Source organism: uncultured Bacteroides sp. (assembly GCF_958445495.1).
In the GTDB taxonomy this organism is placed as follows: Bacteria; Bacteroidota; Bacteroidia; order Bacteroidales; family Bacteroidaceae; genus Bacteroides.
In genome coordinates this window covers 46,230-64,183 of record NZ_CAUCSQ010000002.1, presented here as the reverse complement: position 1 = coordinate 64,183, position 17,954 = coordinate 46,230, and the positions used below count along the sequence as shown (strand labels likewise).

The 17,954-nt window shown below is 44.0% G+C and carries 17 protein-coding genes; 6 read left to right on the top strand and 11 right to left on the bottom strand.

All coding sequences use genetic code 11. From position 1 onward, the window contains the following. Positions 1 to 9: 9 nt before the first annotated feature. Positions 10 to 714: an SAM-dependent methyltransferase gene (locus Q5076_RS01280; protein ID WP_303010539.1), complete on the top strand. Its 705-nt coding sequence runs from the start codon at positions 10 to 12 to the stop codon at positions 712 to 714. Here Q5076_RS01280 and Q5076_RS01275 read toward each other — a convergent pair. From Q5076_RS01275 to Q5076_RS01265, 3 genes are read right to left on the bottom strand one after another with little or no spacing between them, the layout of a single operon-like run. Next, entirely contained in the window at positions 680 to 1,801 is a 1,122-nt protein-coding gene (locus Q5076_RS01275; protein WP_303010416.1) for a hypothetical protein, read from the bottom strand. The two genes, Q5076_RS01280 and Q5076_RS01275, sit on opposite strands and share 35 nt — an antisense overlap. A gap of 59 nt (positions 1,802 to 1,860) precedes the next feature. Next, a complete protein-coding gene (gene lipA, locus Q5076_RS01270; protein WP_303010414.1) occupies positions 1,861 to 2,709 on the bottom strand; it encodes a lipoyl synthase in 849 nt (282 codons plus the stop codon). After that, positions 2,709 to 4,919: a S9 family peptidase gene (locus Q5076_RS01265; protein ID WP_303010413.1), complete on the bottom strand. Its 2,211-nt coding sequence runs from the start codon at positions 4,917 to 4,919 to the stop codon at positions 2,709 to 2,711. The genes lipA and Q5076_RS01265 overlap by 1 nt, the downstream gene beginning before the upstream one ends. Before the next feature lie 156 nt (positions 4,920 to 5,075). On the opposite strand from Q5076_RS01265, the gene Q5076_RS01260 reads away from it, so the two are divergent. The 5 genes from Q5076_RS01260 to Q5076_RS01235 all read left to right on the top strand — a co-directional run bounded on the left by Q5076_RS01260 (position 5,076) and on the right by Q5076_RS01235 (position 9,455). Further along, complete coding sequence (locus Q5076_RS01260; protein ID WP_303010412.1) at positions 5,076 to 5,378, top strand: hypothetical protein; 303 nt, start codon at positions 5,076 to 5,078, stop codon at positions 5,376 to 5,378. A 138-nt stretch (positions 5,379 to 5,516) separates the two neighbouring features. Then, the gene (locus Q5076_RS01255; protein ID WP_303010411.1) at positions 5,517 to 5,885 is read left to right on the top strand and encodes a BlaI/MecI/CopY family transcriptional regulator; all 369 of its coding nucleotides are present in this window, start codon (positions 5,517 to 5,519) and stop codon (positions 5,883 to 5,885) included. A gap of 23 nt (positions 5,886 to 5,908) precedes the next feature. Then, a complete protein-coding gene (locus Q5076_RS01250) occupies positions 5,909 to 8,470 on the top strand; it encodes a TonB family protein (protein WP_368389367.1) in 2,562 nt (853 codons plus the stop codon). A 94-nt stretch (positions 8,471 to 8,564) separates the two neighbouring features. Beyond that, a complete protein-coding gene (locus Q5076_RS01240) occupies positions 8,565 to 9,008 on the top strand; it encodes a hypothetical protein (protein WP_303010410.1) in 444 nt (147 codons plus the stop codon). Positions 9,009 to 9,305: 297 nt separating this feature from the next. Continuing rightward, positions 9,306 to 9,455, top strand: coding sequence for a hypothetical protein (locus tag Q5076_RS01235; RefSeq protein ID WP_303010409.1), 150 nt, complete (start codon positions 9,306 to 9,308; stop codon positions 9,453 to 9,455). 247 nt (positions 9,456 to 9,702) lie between these two features. On the opposite strand, the gene miaA is transcribed toward Q5076_RS01235, so the two are convergent. The 8 genes from miaA to prfA form a co-directional block, all read right to left on the bottom strand. Continuing rightward, on the bottom strand, positions 9,703 to 10,611 hold the full coding sequence (gene miaA / locus Q5076_RS01230; protein WP_303010408.1) for a tRNA (adenosine(37)-N6)-dimethylallyltransferase MiaA: 909 nt from the start codon (positions 10,609 to 10,611) through the stop codon (positions 9,703 to 9,705). Positions 10,612 to 10,733: 122 nt separating this feature from the next. Beyond that, on the bottom strand, positions 10,734 to 11,291 hold the full coding sequence (locus Q5076_RS01225) for a hypothetical protein (protein ID WP_303010407.1): 558 nt from the start codon (positions 11,289 to 11,291) through the stop codon (positions 10,734 to 10,736). Positions 11,292 to 11,314: 23 nt separating this feature from the next. After that, positions 11,315 to 12,082, bottom strand: a complete 768-nt coding sequence (gene lpxA, locus Q5076_RS01220; protein ID WP_303010406.1) for an acyl-ACP--UDP-N-acetylglucosamine O-acyltransferase — start codon at positions 12,080 to 12,082, stop codon at positions 11,315 to 11,317. Between the two features lie 101 nt (positions 12,083 to 12,183). Beyond that, positions 12,184 to 13,569 carry a bifunctional UDP-3-O-[3-hydroxymyristoyl] N-acetylglucosamine deacetylase/3-hydroxyacyl-ACP dehydratase gene (locus tag Q5076_RS01215; protein WP_303010405.1) on the bottom strand — a complete coding sequence of 462 codons (1,386 nt, stop codon included), beginning with the start codon at positions 13,567 to 13,569 and terminating at the stop codon, positions 12,184 to 12,186. Between the two features lie 3 nt (positions 13,570 to 13,572). Then, complete coding sequence (gene lpxD, locus Q5076_RS01210) at positions 13,573 to 14,613, bottom strand: UDP-3-O-(3-hydroxymyristoyl)glucosamine N-acyltransferase (protein ID WP_303010404.1); 1,041 nt, start codon at positions 14,611 to 14,613, stop codon at positions 13,573 to 13,575. An 82-nt stretch (positions 14,614 to 14,695) separates the two neighbouring features. Next, the gene (locus Q5076_RS01205; RefSeq protein ID WP_303010402.1) at positions 14,696 to 15,925 is read right to left on the bottom strand and encodes an HD domain-containing protein; all 1,230 of its coding nucleotides are present in this window, start codon (positions 15,923 to 15,925) and stop codon (positions 14,696 to 14,698) included. Positions 15,926 to 15,951: 26 nt separating this feature from the next. Beyond that, the gene (pyrF, locus tag Q5076_RS01200; RefSeq protein ID WP_303010401.1) at positions 15,952 to 16,776 is read right to left on the bottom strand and encodes an orotidine-5'-phosphate decarboxylase; all 825 of its coding nucleotides are present in this window, start codon (positions 16,774 to 16,776) and stop codon (positions 15,952 to 15,954) included. Positions 16,777 to 16,841: 65 nt separating this feature from the next. Beyond that, positions 16,842 to 17,954, bottom strand: a complete 1,113-nt coding sequence (gene prfA, locus Q5076_RS01195) for a peptide chain release factor 1 (protein WP_303010400.1) — start codon at positions 17,952 to 17,954, stop codon at positions 16,842 to 16,844.

Genomic DNA, 17,954 nt, shown 5'->3' with positions numbered 1-17,954 from the left:
ATTGTTGAAGTGGAAACGGCTCTTTATTTGTTGCCTGTGACTTTGGGCGATACCCCGCTTGAGAAGGTGTTGCCTTCTTATAATAAGGAGATTATCTCCGGTATCCGTTATTTTATAGTCGAAGATGTTCGTTCTGCCCGCCGTTTTTTGAAGAAGGCGGACCCTGGGATTGATATTGACTCGCTGACGTTTTATCCGTTGAACAAGTATACTTCGCCCGAAGATATTTCCGGTTATCTGGAACCTTTGTTAAAGGGGGCTGCAATGGGGGTTATCTCAGAGGCCGGTTGTCCGGCTGTTGCCGATCCGGGGGCGGATGTTGTTGCGATTGCGCAACGGAAGAAGTTGAAGGTGGTTCCTTTGGTGGGGCCTTCTTCCATCATTCTTTCTGTGATGGCTTCCGGTTTTAACGGACAGAGTTTTGCTTTTCACGGGTATCTGCCGATTGAGCCGGGTGAACGTGTCAGGAAATTGAAAATGCTGGAACAGCGTGCGTATGCGGAGAATCAGACGCAGCTTTTTATAGAGACGCCTTACCGGAACCATAAGATGGCGGAGGATATCTTGCAAAACTGCCGTCCGCAGACGAAACTTTGTATTGCTGCCAATATCACTTGTGAGGGGGAATATATACAGACACGTACTGTGAAGGAGTGGAAAGGGCGTATTCCTGATTTGTCTAAGATTCCTTGTATTTTTCTCTTATATAAATGACGCTTTTCAAGTGTTCGTATTCATCTTCAAAGCAACTGCTGAAAAAGCCTTTTCCCAAGTTTTCCTCTATTTGTCTGAAACTCCATAGCTTACTGTTCTTGAAACGTGGAGTACAGAGGATGGAGTCGTCATTTATGTCGGCGATGAACAGGTATATAAGGCGGTTGGTTACTTCGTTTTCGAAATGGTAAACGATATTGAATTCCGGTTGGATGCTTTCTTTTGCATGCGGAAATGCATTGGCAAGTAAACGGTTGACTCCTTCTGACAGGGTTTCGCCGAAACGGAGGTAACATTCCAGCGGGATATCTGTTTTGTTCTTATCCAGGATTGCGGTTGACGGCCGGTCGCAGAGGAATAACATGCCGTGGGTAGATATGGCTATGCGGATGACCGGGTTGATATAGGTGTTTTTATAATTGATGGCTTCGATTGCAAGGGTTTTTCCGATAACGTCTCCTTTGGTATTGACAATGGGGACATATTCTGTGTGTGACATTAGGCGGTTAAAGAAGCGTATGGCAACCTGGTTGAGGAGGATGCTCATGATGAAAACGGCGGGTGGGGACACTTTGTAGAGAACAAGGGCGCTTGTATGGCTTAGCGGGTTCTGAAGAGTGAGGGTTGCACTGATGGCTATGAAATGGAGTGTGCCGAGAATCAACGCGATTCGTGCGGAAACGATGGCTGCTTCCGCTCCTTGTGCATACAGGCGTTTGTTGCAGGAGTCTATTTGTTTCAGGAAATGGTTGATGAATCTTTTCTTATGCATATAGAGGATGAGCATCGGGATGAGAATGCTTACTTCCAGCGTGAGGGGAAGAGCTCCGGCCGGTATGTAATCGCCCGGAATGAGGGTGGCGAGAGCCAACAGTGACAATATGCCGGCGGATATGTCTAGGATGAAGTTGGGGAGCAATGCGCCTTTTCGCCGGTATGAAAGATATATGCTTACGATACTTATGCCCGTACCGATGTAGATAGCCGTGTCTTGCGTTATGAATTCGCACAATAGAATGGAAATAATAACGGGGATAAAACCCAGCGACATGTTAAATGCGGAAGAAAGTATTCCTTTATGCTCCATTTCTTTCTGTTTATTTGTCGGTCCTGTTTATAAAACAAATGGCGGTTGTGTTTTGTTTGCTAACGGATGTGTTTCTCTGCGTGATAGGAGGAGCGGACAAGCGGAGCGCTTTCTACGATATCGAATCCTTTCTCTAAGCCTGTGGCTCGGTAGTTTTTGAACTGTTGCGGCGTTACATATTCCGCAACGGGATAGTGGCGGTGGCTGGGTTGAAGGTATTGCCCGATGGTAAGTATCCGGCAACCGGCTGCCAGCAGGTCGTCCATCAGTGTTTCCACTTCTTGGGGAGTTTCTCCCAAACCGACCATAATGCCGCTTTTGGATTGGATGCCGTTTTGCGATATGTGGGCGATAACTTGCAGGCTGGTGTCATAATTGGCTGCGCTGCGTACCTGGGGACTGATACGCCGGACGGTTTCCATATTGTGTGAGATAATATCGGGCCGGGCTTCGATTATCCAATCTATGAACTCTGTTTTGCCCTGGAAATCGGGAATCAACACTTCGATGGTGGTTTGCGGATTCAGCCGTTTTATCTCCTGGATGGTACGTGCCCAATGGGCTGCTCCCAAATCGGGCAAATCATCGCGGTCTACGGAAGTGATTACCGCATGGTTGAGTTTCATGAGCGAGATGGACTCCGCTACATGAACGGGTTCATTGTTGTCCAACGGATGGGGACGGCCGGTGCGGGTATTGCAGAATTTACAACTGCGGGTGCAAATGTCGCCGCCAATCATGAATGTCGCTGTCCCTTTTCCCCAGCATTCGCCCATATTGGGGCAACGCCCACTGCTGCAAATGGTGTGCAGGCAGTGGGAGTCGACTATCCGTTTCGTTTCGGTGTATCGTTCATTGGCACCGATATTGATTTTCAGCCATTCGGGCTTACGTACTCTGTCAGTCATTATAGGTTGTTCAGGAAGAAGTTGGTTAGCCGTGTGTAGAGGTGGTTTCGGGTGTTTCCGCCGTATATGCTGTGGTTACGGTTGGTGTACACTTGCATGTCGAATTGTTTCCCGAGTTGTACGAGGTGTTCGGCATACTCCGTACAGTTCTGGAAGTGGACATTGTCATCGGCCATGCCGTGTACCAGCAACAGGTTGCCATGCAGTTTATCGGCACGGGTGAATGCGGATGCTTCTTTATATCCTTCTGCATTCTCTTTCGGGGTACGCATGAAACGTTCTGTATAGATGGTGTCGTAAAAACGCCAGTCGGTGGGAGCGGCGACAGCTACGCCCGCCTTGAATACCGGAGTTCCTTCACTCATGCTCATGATAGTCATGTATCCGCCGTAACTCCATCCCCAGATACCTATGCGGTTTTTGTCTACATAGGGTTGTTTGCCGAGATAAAGGGCTGTTTCTACCTGGTCTCTGGCTTCTTTTACTCCGATTTTCAGATAGGTACATTTCTCGAAGGCTTCTCCGCGGCCTCCTGTTCCACGCCCGTCTACGCATACGACGATGTAGCCGAGGCTTGCCATGTAGGTTTCCCAACTGATTCCCCATGTGTCGAGTACTTGTTGGGAGCCGGGACCGCTGTATTGGTACATCAGCACGGGGTATTTCTTGGATGCGGAGAATTCTACGGGTTTCATCATCCAGCCGTTTAGTGTAACTCCGTCTGTTGTCTGGAAAGTGAAGAATTCTTTTTGGGGAATGGAATATCCGGACAGCGTTTGTTTCAGCGGTTCGTTAGTGACAAGGGTTTTTAATGTTTTGCCCGTATTGTCGTTCAGTGTGATGAGCATGGGTGTATCCACGTTGGTGAACTTGTTCATGTAATATTTCATCGATTTGCTGAAGAGGGGCGTATTGGTTCCGGCTTTTTGGGATAGCTTGGTTTTTCTGCCTTTCTTGTCGGTCTTGTAAACTGCTTTCCGAAGCGGGCTTTCTTCGTTGCTGGTATAATAGAAGGAACCGTCTTCTTCGTCATATCCCAGAAAGTCTTTTACTTCAAATTTGCCGTTGGTGACTTTTTTGATAAGGTTGCCGCCCATGCTATACCAGTAGAGATGGCTGTAACCGTCCCGTTCGCTCAACAGGCTGAAAGCTTCCGGATAGAACTTTATGTTGTCGAAAATGTTTTCTTTGATATAATAAGGTGATTCATCACGTAGTATGAGTTTGCAGAGGGTAGAACGCGGGTCTGCAAAATAAAGGTCGAAACGGTCCTGATGGCGGTTTAGTGTCATGACGGCTAGTTTGTTGGCGTCTTTGGTGAAGCGGATGCGCGGGATATATCCGTCCGGGTCCAGTGGAAGTTTCATGGTACGGGTGACGTGTGATTTGATGTCGTAGGTGCGTACTTCTACTTTGGAGTTCGGATATCCGGCTTTGGGGTATTTGTAAGTGTACTCGCCCGGATAGTCTTTTAAGGCTCCGATACGCGGCGCTTCTCCTGCGAAAAGGGGAAAGGAGTAGGACGGAACTTTCGATTCGTCAAAGCGGATGAAGGCGAGCATGGTATTGTCGGCACTGAATTCCAATGCGCGGTTAAAACCGAATTCTTCTTCATATACCCAGTCCGGGATACCGTTGATGATGGAGTTCTGTTTGCCGTCTTCGGTTACTTGGCTTTCGCTATTGCCATAGAGGAGTTTGACGAGGAATATGTTATTGTCGCGTACGAAAGCGACCATTGTTCCGTCTGGAGAAAAGACGGGGACCTGTTGAGGTCCGCCGTCAGACAGCCGTTCGATAATATTGTTTGTCGTGACACCCTTGTCATTTCGTTTCAAAGGGTAAAGATAGTATATGGCTGTATAGGAATGTCGATAAATAGGGGTTGTTTTGGTGGCTATGAGCAGTTTCTGGCCGTCGGGCGAGAACTGGTAGCTGTCAAAGTGCTTGAAGTCGCATTCGCGTGCGGTGTTTACATCGAAGAGTACTTCTGTTTTTTCACCTGTCTTGAAAGAGTATTTGATGATTTGCGTACCGTCGGCATTCATTTGCGTATAATGCTCACCGTCGGGCGTAGGGATGACTCCCTGAATGTTTTCCGGGCGGAAACGTCCGGAGGTGATATCTTTTAAATCGAGTGCCTTTGGTCCTTGCGCCATTCCGGTGAGGCAGGATAGGCAAAGCAATAAAATGATGCTGATCTTTTTCATTTGTTTTTTATGAATCGGTTTTGGTTTCTATTCGTATCTGCAAAAGTAACAATAAACTTAGATTCAACAAAACATGACTGATTTTTATCGGAGTTTGATAAGGATTATTGGGTAGGATTCAATATCTTTGTGAAAAGTACTTTAAACATTACCGCTATGAATTCTAAAAGAAAAGATTTGCAGTATGCTTCTGTCTTTTTGTTGGCTGTGGCATTGACGTTCCTGATGGGGAAGGGTGATAATCTGTGGTTGGTATCATGGGGTGACTTGATACCGAACTTGTTCGTGTTGTTCATAGCTGGTGATTGCCTGCATAGTTCCTTACTCCGTATCCGGCATGGTGAAGAGAATGGAGGCGCCCGTTGGAGCACTTGCTTTACTTTTTTGGTGTTCAGTATTGTTTTTATGGGTGATTTGTTTTTTATCGGTAATTTCATTGTTGATAAAATATGGGGATAAGGTGTTTGTAAATTCTTATTTTACAGGAGTTTGCTGGTATTATGACTTCGATAACTAAATCCTTTAGTTTATATTAACTATAAAAATTAGTTTATGAACTAAAACTTTTCGTTATTTGCGCCATATAAAGTTGCAGATATGAAAGGATTGACAGTTAAAGAAGAAGAAATCATGGGCTTTTTTTGGAAGAAAGGTCCTTTGTTTGTAAAGGAGATGCTGGCTTTTTATGATGAACCCAAACCGCATTTCAATACGTTGTCTACGATTGTCCGCGGACTGGAGGAAAAAGGCTTTCTGTCTCATAATACTTTTGGAAATACTTATCAGTATTATCCTGTTGTCAGTGAGGAGGAATTTCGTAAGGGAACGCTTCGGAATGTGATTAGCAAGTATTTTAATAATTCTTACCTGAATGCGGTCTCTTTTTTGGTTAAGGAAGAAGATATTTCTCTGGATGAACTGAAGCAACTGATTCGGGAGGTGGAGAAGGCGGACAGGAAACGTTAACTAACGAAATGACAATCTAGACTATGGGAGCATTCTTCATTTATATATTGAAATCATCCGTTTGCCTTGTTTTGTTTTACCTGTTTTTCCGTTTGTTGCTTAGTAGGGAAACTTTTCATCGTTTTAATCGTGTTGCTTTGTTGGGGGTGTTGTTTTTGTCGTTACTCATTCCTTTTATTAAAGTGACGACGAGTCATCAGGTTGAAGTCCGGCAAACAATGCTCACCATTGAACAGTTGTTGTTGATGGCGGAAGCGGAACCTGTTGCTTTCGATGCGGTTGGAGGGACGGGAGCGCATGATACTTTTTTCTTGTCTTGGGTAAAAATCTTTTTGCTTATTTATCTGGCAGGTATAATTTTCTTGGCTTGCCGTAACCTGTATTCTTTGTTCCGTCTTTTCCGGTTGATACATTCCGGCAAGCGGGAAAAATTGGGGAACGGGACAATTCTTGTTGTCCATGAACAGGAGATAGCTCCGTTCAGTTGGATGAGGCATATCGTTATCAGCCGGAAGGATTTGGAGGAGGACGGGCGGGAAATTCTGATTCATGAAACGGCGCATGTCCGTCACTGGCACTCTGTCGACTTATTGATTGCCGATGTCTGTATCTTTTTCCAATGGTTCAATCCCGGCGCATGGCTGTTGAAACAGGAATTGCAGAATATCCATGAGTATGAGGCGGATGAGACTGTTATCAACGAAGGGGTGAACGCGAAGGAATATCAACTATTATTAATAAAAAAAGCCGTTGGCGCAAGGCTCTACTCTATGGCCAACAGCTTTAATCACAGTAAACTTAAAAAACGTATCACTATGATGTTAAAAGAAAAATCGAGTCCGTGGGCACGTTTGAAGTACTTGTATGTGCTTCCGTTGGCTGCTGTTGCGGTAGCTGCTTTTGCCCGTCCCGAAATCTCCGAAAAGGTGGAGGAGATTTCTGCCGTCAAAGTTAATGATTTGGCTGGGATTGTGCAAGAAAATGTGTTGCAAGACACTGTAAAAGTGTTGCACGGCAACAGTAAGGGCGATGCCGGCATTGAAAATCGTACGGCGAAAACGAAAGGCAATGAGGAAATCGTTGTTTTTGAAGTGGTGGAGCAGATGCCTGAATATCCGGGAGGCATGGATGCTTTGTATAAATATCTGGAAGACAAGACAAAAAGCTCCGCTGTGAAGGGTAAAGCAGGCGGAAGTGTGATTGTCGGTTTCACGGTGTCGGAGAGTGGAAAGGTGAAGGATGTGCGGGTGCTTCAATCCGATCAGTCCGTATTGAACGGGGAGGCTGAAAGGATTGTGAGGGAGATGCCGGTATGGATTCCCGGAAAACAGCGTGGGGTGCCTGTATCTGTGAAATATTCCGTTCCTGTAAGATTTGGAGATATCAGGTTTCCGGAGAATAAGAGGCCGTTGATTATGGTTGACGGAAAGGAGATGAGTATGGAGGCTTTTGAAAAACTCGATAGGGAAATAATAGAGAGTGTGTCGGTATTGAAGGATAGTGCTTCTGTCAGTATATATGGCGGACGCGGTGCGAACGGCGTGATATTTGTAACTACTCGAAAAGCGGAGAAAAAGGGTGGACAGGGAATGGATGTTTTGGCTGGGAGCGAAATGCCCGGAACGGATGCCGTACCGGAATTTCCTGTCACGGGAATTGTTACTGACGAGCAAGGGCAGCCTAAAGCAGGAGTAAGTATAGTCATTCCCAATACGACTGTCGGTACAATAACGGATGTGAATGGGCGCTTCCATTTGAAAGCGCCGAAGGACAGTTATTTATGGTTCTCGTTTATCGGATATAAAACGGTGAAGGCGGCTGTAGCTTCTGAGATGTCAATACGAATGGAACAGGAGGTTGTCAATTTATTCCCAGAAGTGTCTGCCGGTTTGAAAATAACCGAGGCTTTGCCTTCCGGTATGAAGGTGGGAAACGGTATTCGTGTTTATGGGATTGAAGAGGAACAACCTTTAATTATTATTGATGGTAAGGAGGTGGCGGGAAAGGATGTTTTGTCTAAACTTCCTAATGACCGTATTAAAAGTGTTACGATTCTGAAAGATAAATCTGCTACGGCAATTTATGGAGAAAGGGGAAAGAACGGGGTGATGCTTGTCACTATGTTTACGGAAGGGGAGTATCAATTTAGAAAAGCTAATCCGGAGAAACCTTATGCTGACGCTTTGGAATTGGCGGAAAGTGCAGCGGAAGGTGTGAAGGGGAAAATAATCTATTGTATAGATGATAAAGAGGTTAAGAAGTCTAAATTGAAAGGGATGTCTGTCAAGGAAATCCGGTCGGTGTCTGTAGATAATGCGGGTAAAGAGAACGTTGTACGGCTAGAAACGGATAAGTACCGGTCTGATTGGATTACCGTGACCGGTGTGGTGTGTGACGAGGATGGAGAACCGACGCCTGCTGTCGTCAATGTAAAAGGAACTGGTTTTATGGAGAGTACGGATTCTAAAGGGAATTTTACAATAAAGGCTCCTGAAAATGGTGTGCTTCGAGTCGGTTATAATGATAAACCTACTATTGAGGTTAAGGTAAAACCTACGCTTAAAGTCGTTTTGAAGGATAAATAAAGATGATTTTATAGGGGTGAGTGGTTCATACATAAGGTAATGTACGGATTAGATTGAAAAATAAATATTTGTTGAACTTTAAATTCTATTTATTATGAAAAGAAATTTATGTAAGATTTGGTTGGCTGTTTCGTTTCTTTTTCTAGCATCCAATTTTTGTATGAGCCAAGATTTAAAAGGTGTTTGGAGACTTGTTCAAGATGAAGTTTCCTCACAAGTGACTAGATATAAGGTGCTTGATAAGGAGGGTAATTTCTATAATGTAGATGCTTATGTTAAAAATGCAATGTATTCAAAAGCGGTTGACCGGGGGGCGAAAGGCGTATTCTGTCCTTACAAAATTACTCGTTCGGGGGAATACAGTATTATTGCCGAGGGGCTTTATTGTGAGAAACTGCATAATGAATACGGAAGGAAGCTGGATGCTCTTGTTCCTATATCTTATCGGATTGATGGAAAGAGAATGACTCTTTTGTTCCAATTAGGCAATAATGTTTATCGTGAGGTTTATCAGAAGGTGTCGAAGTTGGGCAAATAGGATAATGGATGAAAATAGTATGGTATTATGCTGAATAGTGTGTAAAATGAGAAATACGGAACTTATTGTGAATCCCGTATTTCTCATTTACATAGGGATATTCGGTAAATGTCTTTAAAAAGGGACATTCAGTAAATAGTATAAAAGGCACTGTCCAGAATTTTGTGTAAATGTATAAAATTAGCCAACTAATTCATACTTAAAGTATTGTGAATTAGTCGGCTTTTTTGTATCTTTAGGTATTCCCCCGCAAATAAGGTTTGGCAGCCAAAACGGGGGAAATATCCGAACTGAGATATGGCTAAGATACGAGATATTTCCGAAATCCACCCGACTTTGGGCTTTACAGAATTTGATATTCTGGAAAAATATCGCAAGAGTTTTGATGAGAGTGAGCTTGGCAGGCTTCACTCTGTGTTTCCGTTCGAGAGTAGGGATATTCAGTAAATGCCCTTTAAAAAATAAGATGACCTCCTGACATCATCTCATATGCCATTTTTATTATAGTCTTTCTATTTCCTGCATCGGGATATTCAGTAAGTAACACAAAATCATAGACAGTGCCATACGAAGTATTTATAGTGCCTTGTAATGCCAGCAGAACCCGGATATAAAAGTCTTTAAAACTGAATCCTGTTTCTATTTATATAGAACTGTGGATGGTGTCAAAAAACAGAATATTTACAGAGTATTCTTATTCAAGATGTTCCATTTTTATGCGGAGGTATGCGAGTATCTCCGTTTCTTGTTCCGGGTGAAACCAGCGTATTTCTTTATCCCGCTTAAACCAAGTCATTTGTTTACGTGAGTAAATACGTGAGTTTTGCTTTATCTTTTCGATAGCGAAAGGAAGTTCCCATTCTCCATCCAGATATTTGAACAGTTCTTTGTAGCCTACTGTGTTGAGTGAATTGAGGTGCCGGTAAGGGAGTACGGAGCGTACTTCTTGCAGTAATCCTTCTTTCATCATCTGGTCTACCCGGCGGTTGATGCGGTCATAAAGCTCTTCCCGCTCACGGGTTAAACCGATTTTGAGGATATGGAAGGGGCGTTCTTTCTTTTGTTGCGTACGGAAAGAGGTGTAAGTACGTCCGGTCATATAACAGATTTCCAGTGCATGAATCACCCGTTTAGGGTTTTTCAGGTCTACGATGCGGTAATATTCCGGGTCTAGTAACCTGAGTTCCGCACAGAGTTGTTCAAGCCCTTCTTGTTCGTATTTTTGTAACATAAGTTGGCGGGTTTCCGCATCTACGGTAGGAATGTCATCAATGCCTTTACAAATTGCATCTACATACATCATTGAACCGCCTGTCAGGACAATGACCTTATGTTGTGTGAATAATTCGTTGAGAATCTCCATCGCTTCCGTCTCATATTGCGCGGCGCTATAATAGTCTGTAAGATGGAGTGTGCCGACCAGGTGATGCGGTACACGTTCAAGTTGTTCGGGAGTAGGGGCGGCAGTTCCTATCTTCAGTTCGGCATATAGCTGTCTCGAATCGGCAGATACGATATGGGTTTGAAATTTTTCGGCTAATCGTAGGCTTAATTCTGTTTTCCCTACGCCGGTGGGTCCTATTAAAACGATAAGAATGGGCATGAAGAAAGTGTTGAGTTAAGTTTCGGGTATTACGTTTTAAAACGTGAATTTTAAAAAAATATCAGGTATTAACTGCCTGGTGCTGCATGGCAATTAATACCTGATATCTTGATATTTAATACTTAGAATTTGTCTTCTTCGTACGGGTTGCCTGCATCGCCTCCTCCTATGCCGAAACCTTCCTGGTCGAAGTCTTCCATATCGAAATCCTGGTCTCCGTAGAAATTCTCATCGAGGTCGAGAGAACCGCCGGCAGCAGCCATTTCTTCGAAGTCTACAGTCTGCTTGGGAGCTTCTCCGGCTTTTTTGGTACATTTGGCACCGTTCATCTCTTTGCCTGTGATAATTTCAGACAACTCGATGAAAAAACAGCGTTCTGTCATGTAATCGAATATGTATAACAGCTTTTGTTTCTCGTCTTCTACCAGTTCGCTGATTTTTGTTTCTTTCATTACCCAGCTATCCATTTCCGGATTATCATCCATTTCTTCCAAGGTTACTTCCTTTTCCTTCTCCCAATCATCATCACAGATAAAGAAGGAAGTCATCTGGTCGTTTGCGTACCCTACTGATTTCAATATTGCTTCATGGAAGTCAAAGAATGTTGCTTCCGGGTCAATCTGTATTTCTCTGACAAAATCGTCAACTTCATCAGATATAATGGTAAATCTGTATATCATAATATGACTATTTTGAACTGTTTTTATTTAATAATTCCGCGTTCTGAATTACGGATGAATCTGATGATATAGTCGATTTCGGGACTTGGCTCAAATTCATCTTCTATTTTTTTCAATGCTTCCGTCGTATTCAGTCCGCTTTGGTAAATGATGCGGTAAGCGTTGTGGATATTTTCAATTACCTCATTGGCGAAGCCGCGACGGCGCAGGCCGATGATATTGATTCCGCTGAAAGCAATGGGTTCGCGTCCTGCAATGATATAAGGAGGGATATCTTTACTGAAACGACATCCGCCCTGAATCATGACGTGGCTGCCTACATGGCAGAACTGGTGCATCAATACGTTAGCGCTGACAATGGCATTGTCGTCAATTACAATCTCACCAGCCATTTTGGTGGAATTGCCGATGATACATCCATTTCCGACCAATGCGTCGTGTGCCACATGTACGCCTTCCATCAGTAAATTATTGTTGCCCACGATTGTGCGCCCTTTAGCTGCCGTACCGCGGTTGATTGTCACATTTTCACGAATCAGATTGTTATCTCCGATTTCGGCTGTCGATTCTTCACCGCGAAACTTGAGGTCCTGCGGGATAGCTCCGATGACAGCTCCCGGAAAAATAGTATTACCGTTGCCAATACGCGAACCATATAAAATATTGGCGTTAGCCATGATTTTATTGTTATCGCCGATAATCACATTTTTATCTATGAACACAAAAGGCGCAATTTCTACATTTTTCCCGATTTTAGCTTCGGGGTGAATATACGCTAAAGGACTTATCATATTTTTAATTTTAAATTATGACTTATGGATTCAGAGTGTTTTGCAGGGTCTTGTGATATGGATGAGTGTACCGATTTGCTGCATTTCTAAATTCATAATCATTACTTGTTTTTTACTATTTGTGCCATGAATTCCGCTTCACAGACCACTTTTTCGCCCACAAATGCGTAACCTTTCATTGTGGAAATGCCGCGGCGAATCGGAGCCAGTAATTCTACCCGGAAAAGCAAGGTATCTCCCGGTACTACTTTTTGGCGGAACTTCACACCATCTATTTTCATGAAATAGGTGGAATAACGTTCCGGTTCGTCTACCGAGTTAAGTACCAGCAGACCGCCTACTTGTGCCATGGCTTCTATCTGGAGTACACCCGGCATAACCGGTTCTTGTGGAAAATGTCCTTGGAAGAAAGGCTCGTTGGCAGTAATGTTTTTGATACCTACGATGTAATTAGCTCCAATTTCAATAACTTTGTCTACCAGTTGGAAAGGATAACGATGCGGAAGAAGTTCGCGGATTCGGTTTACGTCCATTATCGGCTCCCGGTTACAGTCATAAGCCGGGGCCTGGATTTCATGTAAACGAATTTCTTTTCTCATCTGGCGGGCAAACTTGTTGTTGATTGTATGGCCGGGACGTGTGGCGATAATACGTCCTTTGATGGGTTTGCCGATTAAAGCGAGGTCACCGATGACATCCAATAATTTATGGCGGGCACATTCATTCGGCCAAACTAACGGCTTATGATTGATGTATCCTAATTGGTCGGCATCCATGTGGGGAACTCCCATCACATCCGCTAATTTATCGAAGCTTTCCTGTGACATTTTGCGTTCGTAAATTACGATTGCATTGTCCAGGTCTCCGCCTTTTATCAGTCCGGCGGAAAGAAGCGGCTCTATTTCGCGAACAAAGACGAAAGTTCGGCTGGCAGCCACTTCGTCTTTGAATTTTTGCATATCTTCTAATGTCGCGAACTGGTTCGGAATGATTGTCGAATCATAAGATACCAGTACGTTCAGACTAAAGTTCTCGTCCGGCAATACGATGATGGAAGACCCGGTTTCTTCATCCCGGAATTCGATTTTCGATTTGATGATATAAAAATCTTTGACAGCATTTTGTTCTACTGTCCCCACACGTTCTATTTCTTGTACATAATATTGTGCGCTACCGTCCAGAATAGGAAATTCCGGACCGTTCACCTGGATAAGGCAGTTATCAATGCCCAATGCATAGAGAGCTGCCATGCCATGCTCTACCGTGCTAACCTTGACCCCGTTTTTTGACAGCACAGTACCACGGGTGGTTTCCGTCACGTTGTCCGCTACTGCATCGATAGTCGGCTGGCCTTCCATGTCGATACGTTGGATTTTATATCCGTGGTTGTCCGGAGCGGGATTGAATGTAACGGTGAGCTCAAGTCCAGTGTGAAGACCTTTCCCGCTCAGTGAAAAGCTATCTTTCAGCGTTTTTTGTTTCAGCATTGGTTACTTATTTAATAGTTGTTTTAATTCTTCTACTTCTTTGCGCAGATTACGCAATTCTTTCTGCATATCCGGCAAGCTTCTTTGTGCGACGGATGCTTTAAAGTATTGCTTCAGTTCCATGGGAGGAGTTCCGATAAGTTGACTACCGGATTTGATGTTTCCGGGTACACCTGACTGTGCGCCTAAACCAACTTTGTCTCCTATCTTGGAATGTCCTGCAATACCTACCTGGCCTCCGATCATACACCATTCACCAATTTTGGTAGAACCGGCAATTCCGGCTTGTGCAGCCATTACGGTATGCGAACCTATTTCATCATTATGTGCTATTTGTATCAGATTGTCTAATTTGACACCACTATGCACTACCGTAGCTCCCATTGTAGCACGGTCTACACAAGTATTAGCACCTATATCTACTTTATCTTCCAGAATAACAATTCCGATTTGCGGAATCTTATCGTATCCATTCGGAGTGGGAGCAAAACCAAATCCGTCAGCTCCAATCACTGCACCCGAGTGCAGGATACATTCGTTACCTATGCGGCAATCATGATAAACATTTACATTGGAGTACAGCAAGCAACTGTTGCCTATCTTCACGCCATCTCCAACAAAAGTGTGTGGATAAATTTGGGTATTATCTCCAATCACGGTATTTTCACCAATATAGGCAAATGCACCGATGTATACGTTCTCACCAATTTTGGCGCTGGGTGCAACGAAAGCTAATGAATCTATACCTTGTTTCTTAGGCTTGCTCATCTCATAAAGATTGAGTAATTTAGCCAGACTTTCATATGCATTGTCTACTTTTATCAGAGTAGTTTTAATTTCGTGCTCGGGAGTGAAGTCCTTATTAACCAGGACAATGCTTGATTGTGTCTCGTAGATGTAAGGTGTATATTTGGGATTTGACAGGAAAGAAATTGCTCCGGGCATTCCCTCTTCAATTTTAGCGAATGTGTGTACCGTAGCGTTTTCGTCTCCAATGATTTCCCCTTGGATAAATGCTGCAATTTGCTTAGCCGAGAACTCCATGTCTTTAATTTAAAATTTAATTAGTTCACAAATAACGGATTTTTTTTTCAGATTTCCGTGTTATTGCATGAATATTTTATACTTATCTGTGTAATCTCTGATAGCAGAGATAGTATTTCTTTACCTTTTTGGACAATAATGAGATGTTCAGCATGTCCGATGCTTCGGCAATATTTTTGATAGTGCCGTCTTTGTAGATAATGTCAATACTGTCATCTGCCGGGTCATACATATTCTTTTCGATGCTGGGGGTAGAGACAAAATAGTTCGCTTCGGAAAGGGTTACGCCTAGCTGTTGGCTGATGTGCAAAGTTAATTCTTTTTTTCTGTCTTCGCTGACCGGTTCGGACGAAATTTCCACTTTAAAGATGTTCCGGTTAATCATTCCCTGGCTTAAAGTGGAAAGCACCTTGTCCGGATGAGTACTCCATACTTTTAAAGCGGTCCATATATCATTGTCGTCCAGTTGAATGAAATTTTCCAGGCAATCTGGATTATTATAGAATTCCGTATGGTCGATATTGTTATATAAAAAGAAATGCAATGCAGGCGATGCGAATAATGCCACGCCTTGCGCGGCAAGTTCTTTAGCGCGGAGCAAGGTACTGATAAGCATTCGTTCGTATGCAACCGAAGTCTTGTGCAAATATACCTGCCAGTACATCAGACGGCGTGCTGTCAGGAAATTCTCAATAGAATAAATGCCTTTTGATTCGATGACGAGACGGTCGTCTGCAACGTCAAGCATTTTGATAATCCGTGCCGAACCGATGTTTCCTTCCGTGACGCCTGTATAAAAACTGTCGCGGCGGAGATAGTCGAGCCTGTCCATATCCAGTTGGCCGCTGACGAGTTGATGCAGGAAACGTTTCGGATATTCGTCTTTGAAGATTTGGATGGCCAGGCTGAGTTGCCCGTTCATCTCTTTATTCATCCGCTCCATCAGGAGGAGAGAAATTTCTTCGTGAGAAACTCCTTTGACAATCGTATCTTCGAGTACGTGTGAGAAAGGCCCGTGTCCTATGTCGTGCAGCAGGATGGCAGCTTGCACGGCCTCTGCTTCGCTGTCAAAGATAAAATTACCTTTGGAAGCCAGTTGGGTAATAGCTTCACTCATTAAATAGAAAGCTCCGAGTGAATGCTGGAAACGGGTATGTTGTGCACCGGGATATACTACCGATGAAAGCCCTACTTGTTTGATACGGGTAAGGCGTTGTAAAAGAGGATGCCGTACAATATCGTACAGCAATCCCTTAGGTATGTTGATAAACCCGAAAACAGGGTCGTTGATTATCTTTCTTTCGTAAGGCATCCGTTTTCTTTAGAGATTCTTTTTCTTTAGAGAATGGCCTTCAGTTGTTCCGCCATCTGTGCCTGTACTTCTTGTGCGGCAACACGGGCGGCTTCGGCGAATTTCTCTGTTTTGTCCACGTAGATGATTCCGCGGGAAGAATTAACAATCAGTCCGCATGTACTGTTCATGCCGTATTTGCAAACTTCCTCAAGCGAACCTCCCTGAGCTCCGACACCCGGAACAAGGAGGAAGTGATTAGGTACAAGCTTGCGGATATCCTCGAAAGCGCGTCCTTGGGTTGCGCCTACTACATACATCATACGGTCGTCACCAGCCCACTCCTGTGATTTGCGCAATACTTTTTCGAACAGGCGTTCGCCGTTAGCGTCTTCAGTCAATTGGAAGTCATGGGACCCTTTGTTAGAGGTCAGCGCCAATAAGATAACCCATTTATCTTCGTAAGTCAGGAATGGAGTGACGCTATCTTCGCCCATATAGGGGGCTACGGTTACGGAATCTATAGCCAGCTCTTCAAAAAAAGTACGGGCATACATGGCCGATGTGTTTCCTATATCACCGCGTTTTGCATCGGCAATGATGAATTGGTCCGGATAATTGTCTTTGATATATTTGACGGTTTTTTCAAATGCAATCCATCCTTTCACACCCATGCTTTCATAAAAAGCGAGGTTGGGCTTGTAAGCAATGCATAAATCTGCTGTTGCATCGATAATTGCCTTGTTGAAGGTGAAAATCGGATCTTCTTCTTTCAACAAATGTTCGGGTATCTTTTTAATATCGGTATCAAGCCCTACGCAAAGGAATGATTTTTTGCGTTTTATGTTTTCGAATAACTGTTTCTTATCCATTGTTATAATTACAAGTTACGGGTTATACATATTTATTTAACGGGATGTCATTCTTGTTATATTCTCTACAGTTCGCTTTCTTTCAGCCGTTCCGCATTTTCCGCCACAATCAGATGGTCGATACAATCTTGGATATCCCCGTCCATAAAGGCTGCCAAGTTGTAGATTGTGTAGTTGATTCGGTGGTCGGTGATACGCCCTTGCGGATAGTTATATGTACGGATTTTAGCTGAACGGTCGCCGGTAGATACCATAGTTTTGCGTTTGGAAGCGATGTCGTCAATGTATTTCTGGTGTTCCTTGTCATAAATAAAGGTACGGAGTCGGGCTAATGCACGTTCCTTGTTTTTCGGTTGGTCTCGTGTTTCCGTACATTCAATCAGGATTTCTTCAGCTATCCCCGTATTCGGATTTTTCCAGATGTAGCGTAAGCGTACTCCGGATTCCACCTTGTTGACGTTCTGTCCGCCGGCGCCACCGCTTCGGAAAGTATCCCATTTGATTTCTCCTTCATTAATTACGACATCAAATTCTTCCGCTTCCGGAAGTACCGCCACCGAAGCGGCGGAGGTGTGTACACGTCCCTGTGTCTCCGTGGCGGGAACACGTTGTACGCGATGAACCCCGGACTCGTATTTCAACGTTCCGTAAACGTTGTCGCCGGTAACGCTGCAAATGATTTCCTTAAAACCGCCTGCTGCTCCTTCATTGGCGCTGGACACTTCCATTTTCCACCCTTTGGTCTCGCAATATTTGGCATACATGCGAAAAAGGTCACCTGCAAAAATCGCCGCCTCATCGCCTCCCGTACCGCCGCGGATTTCAAGAATCGCGTTTTTGCTGTCTTGCGGGTCGGCGGGGACGAGCATCAGTTTGATTTCCTCTTCCAAAAGAGGAAGACGTTCCTGGCTGCTGTCCATCTCTTCTTTTGCCATTTCACGCATATCGGCGTCCGATTCATTGGCAAGGATATTTTTGGCTTCTTCAATATTACCCAGTAATTGGATATATTCCTTACGGGCTTTCATCAAGTCGTCCAGTTCCTTGTATTCTTTAGTCAGCTTGACATAACGTTTTTGATCGGCAATCACTGCCGGGTCAGTGATAAGGGTAGATATTTCTTCAAAACGGGCGACAAGCCCGTCTAATTTTTCTAATATGGTATTGTTATCTGCCAT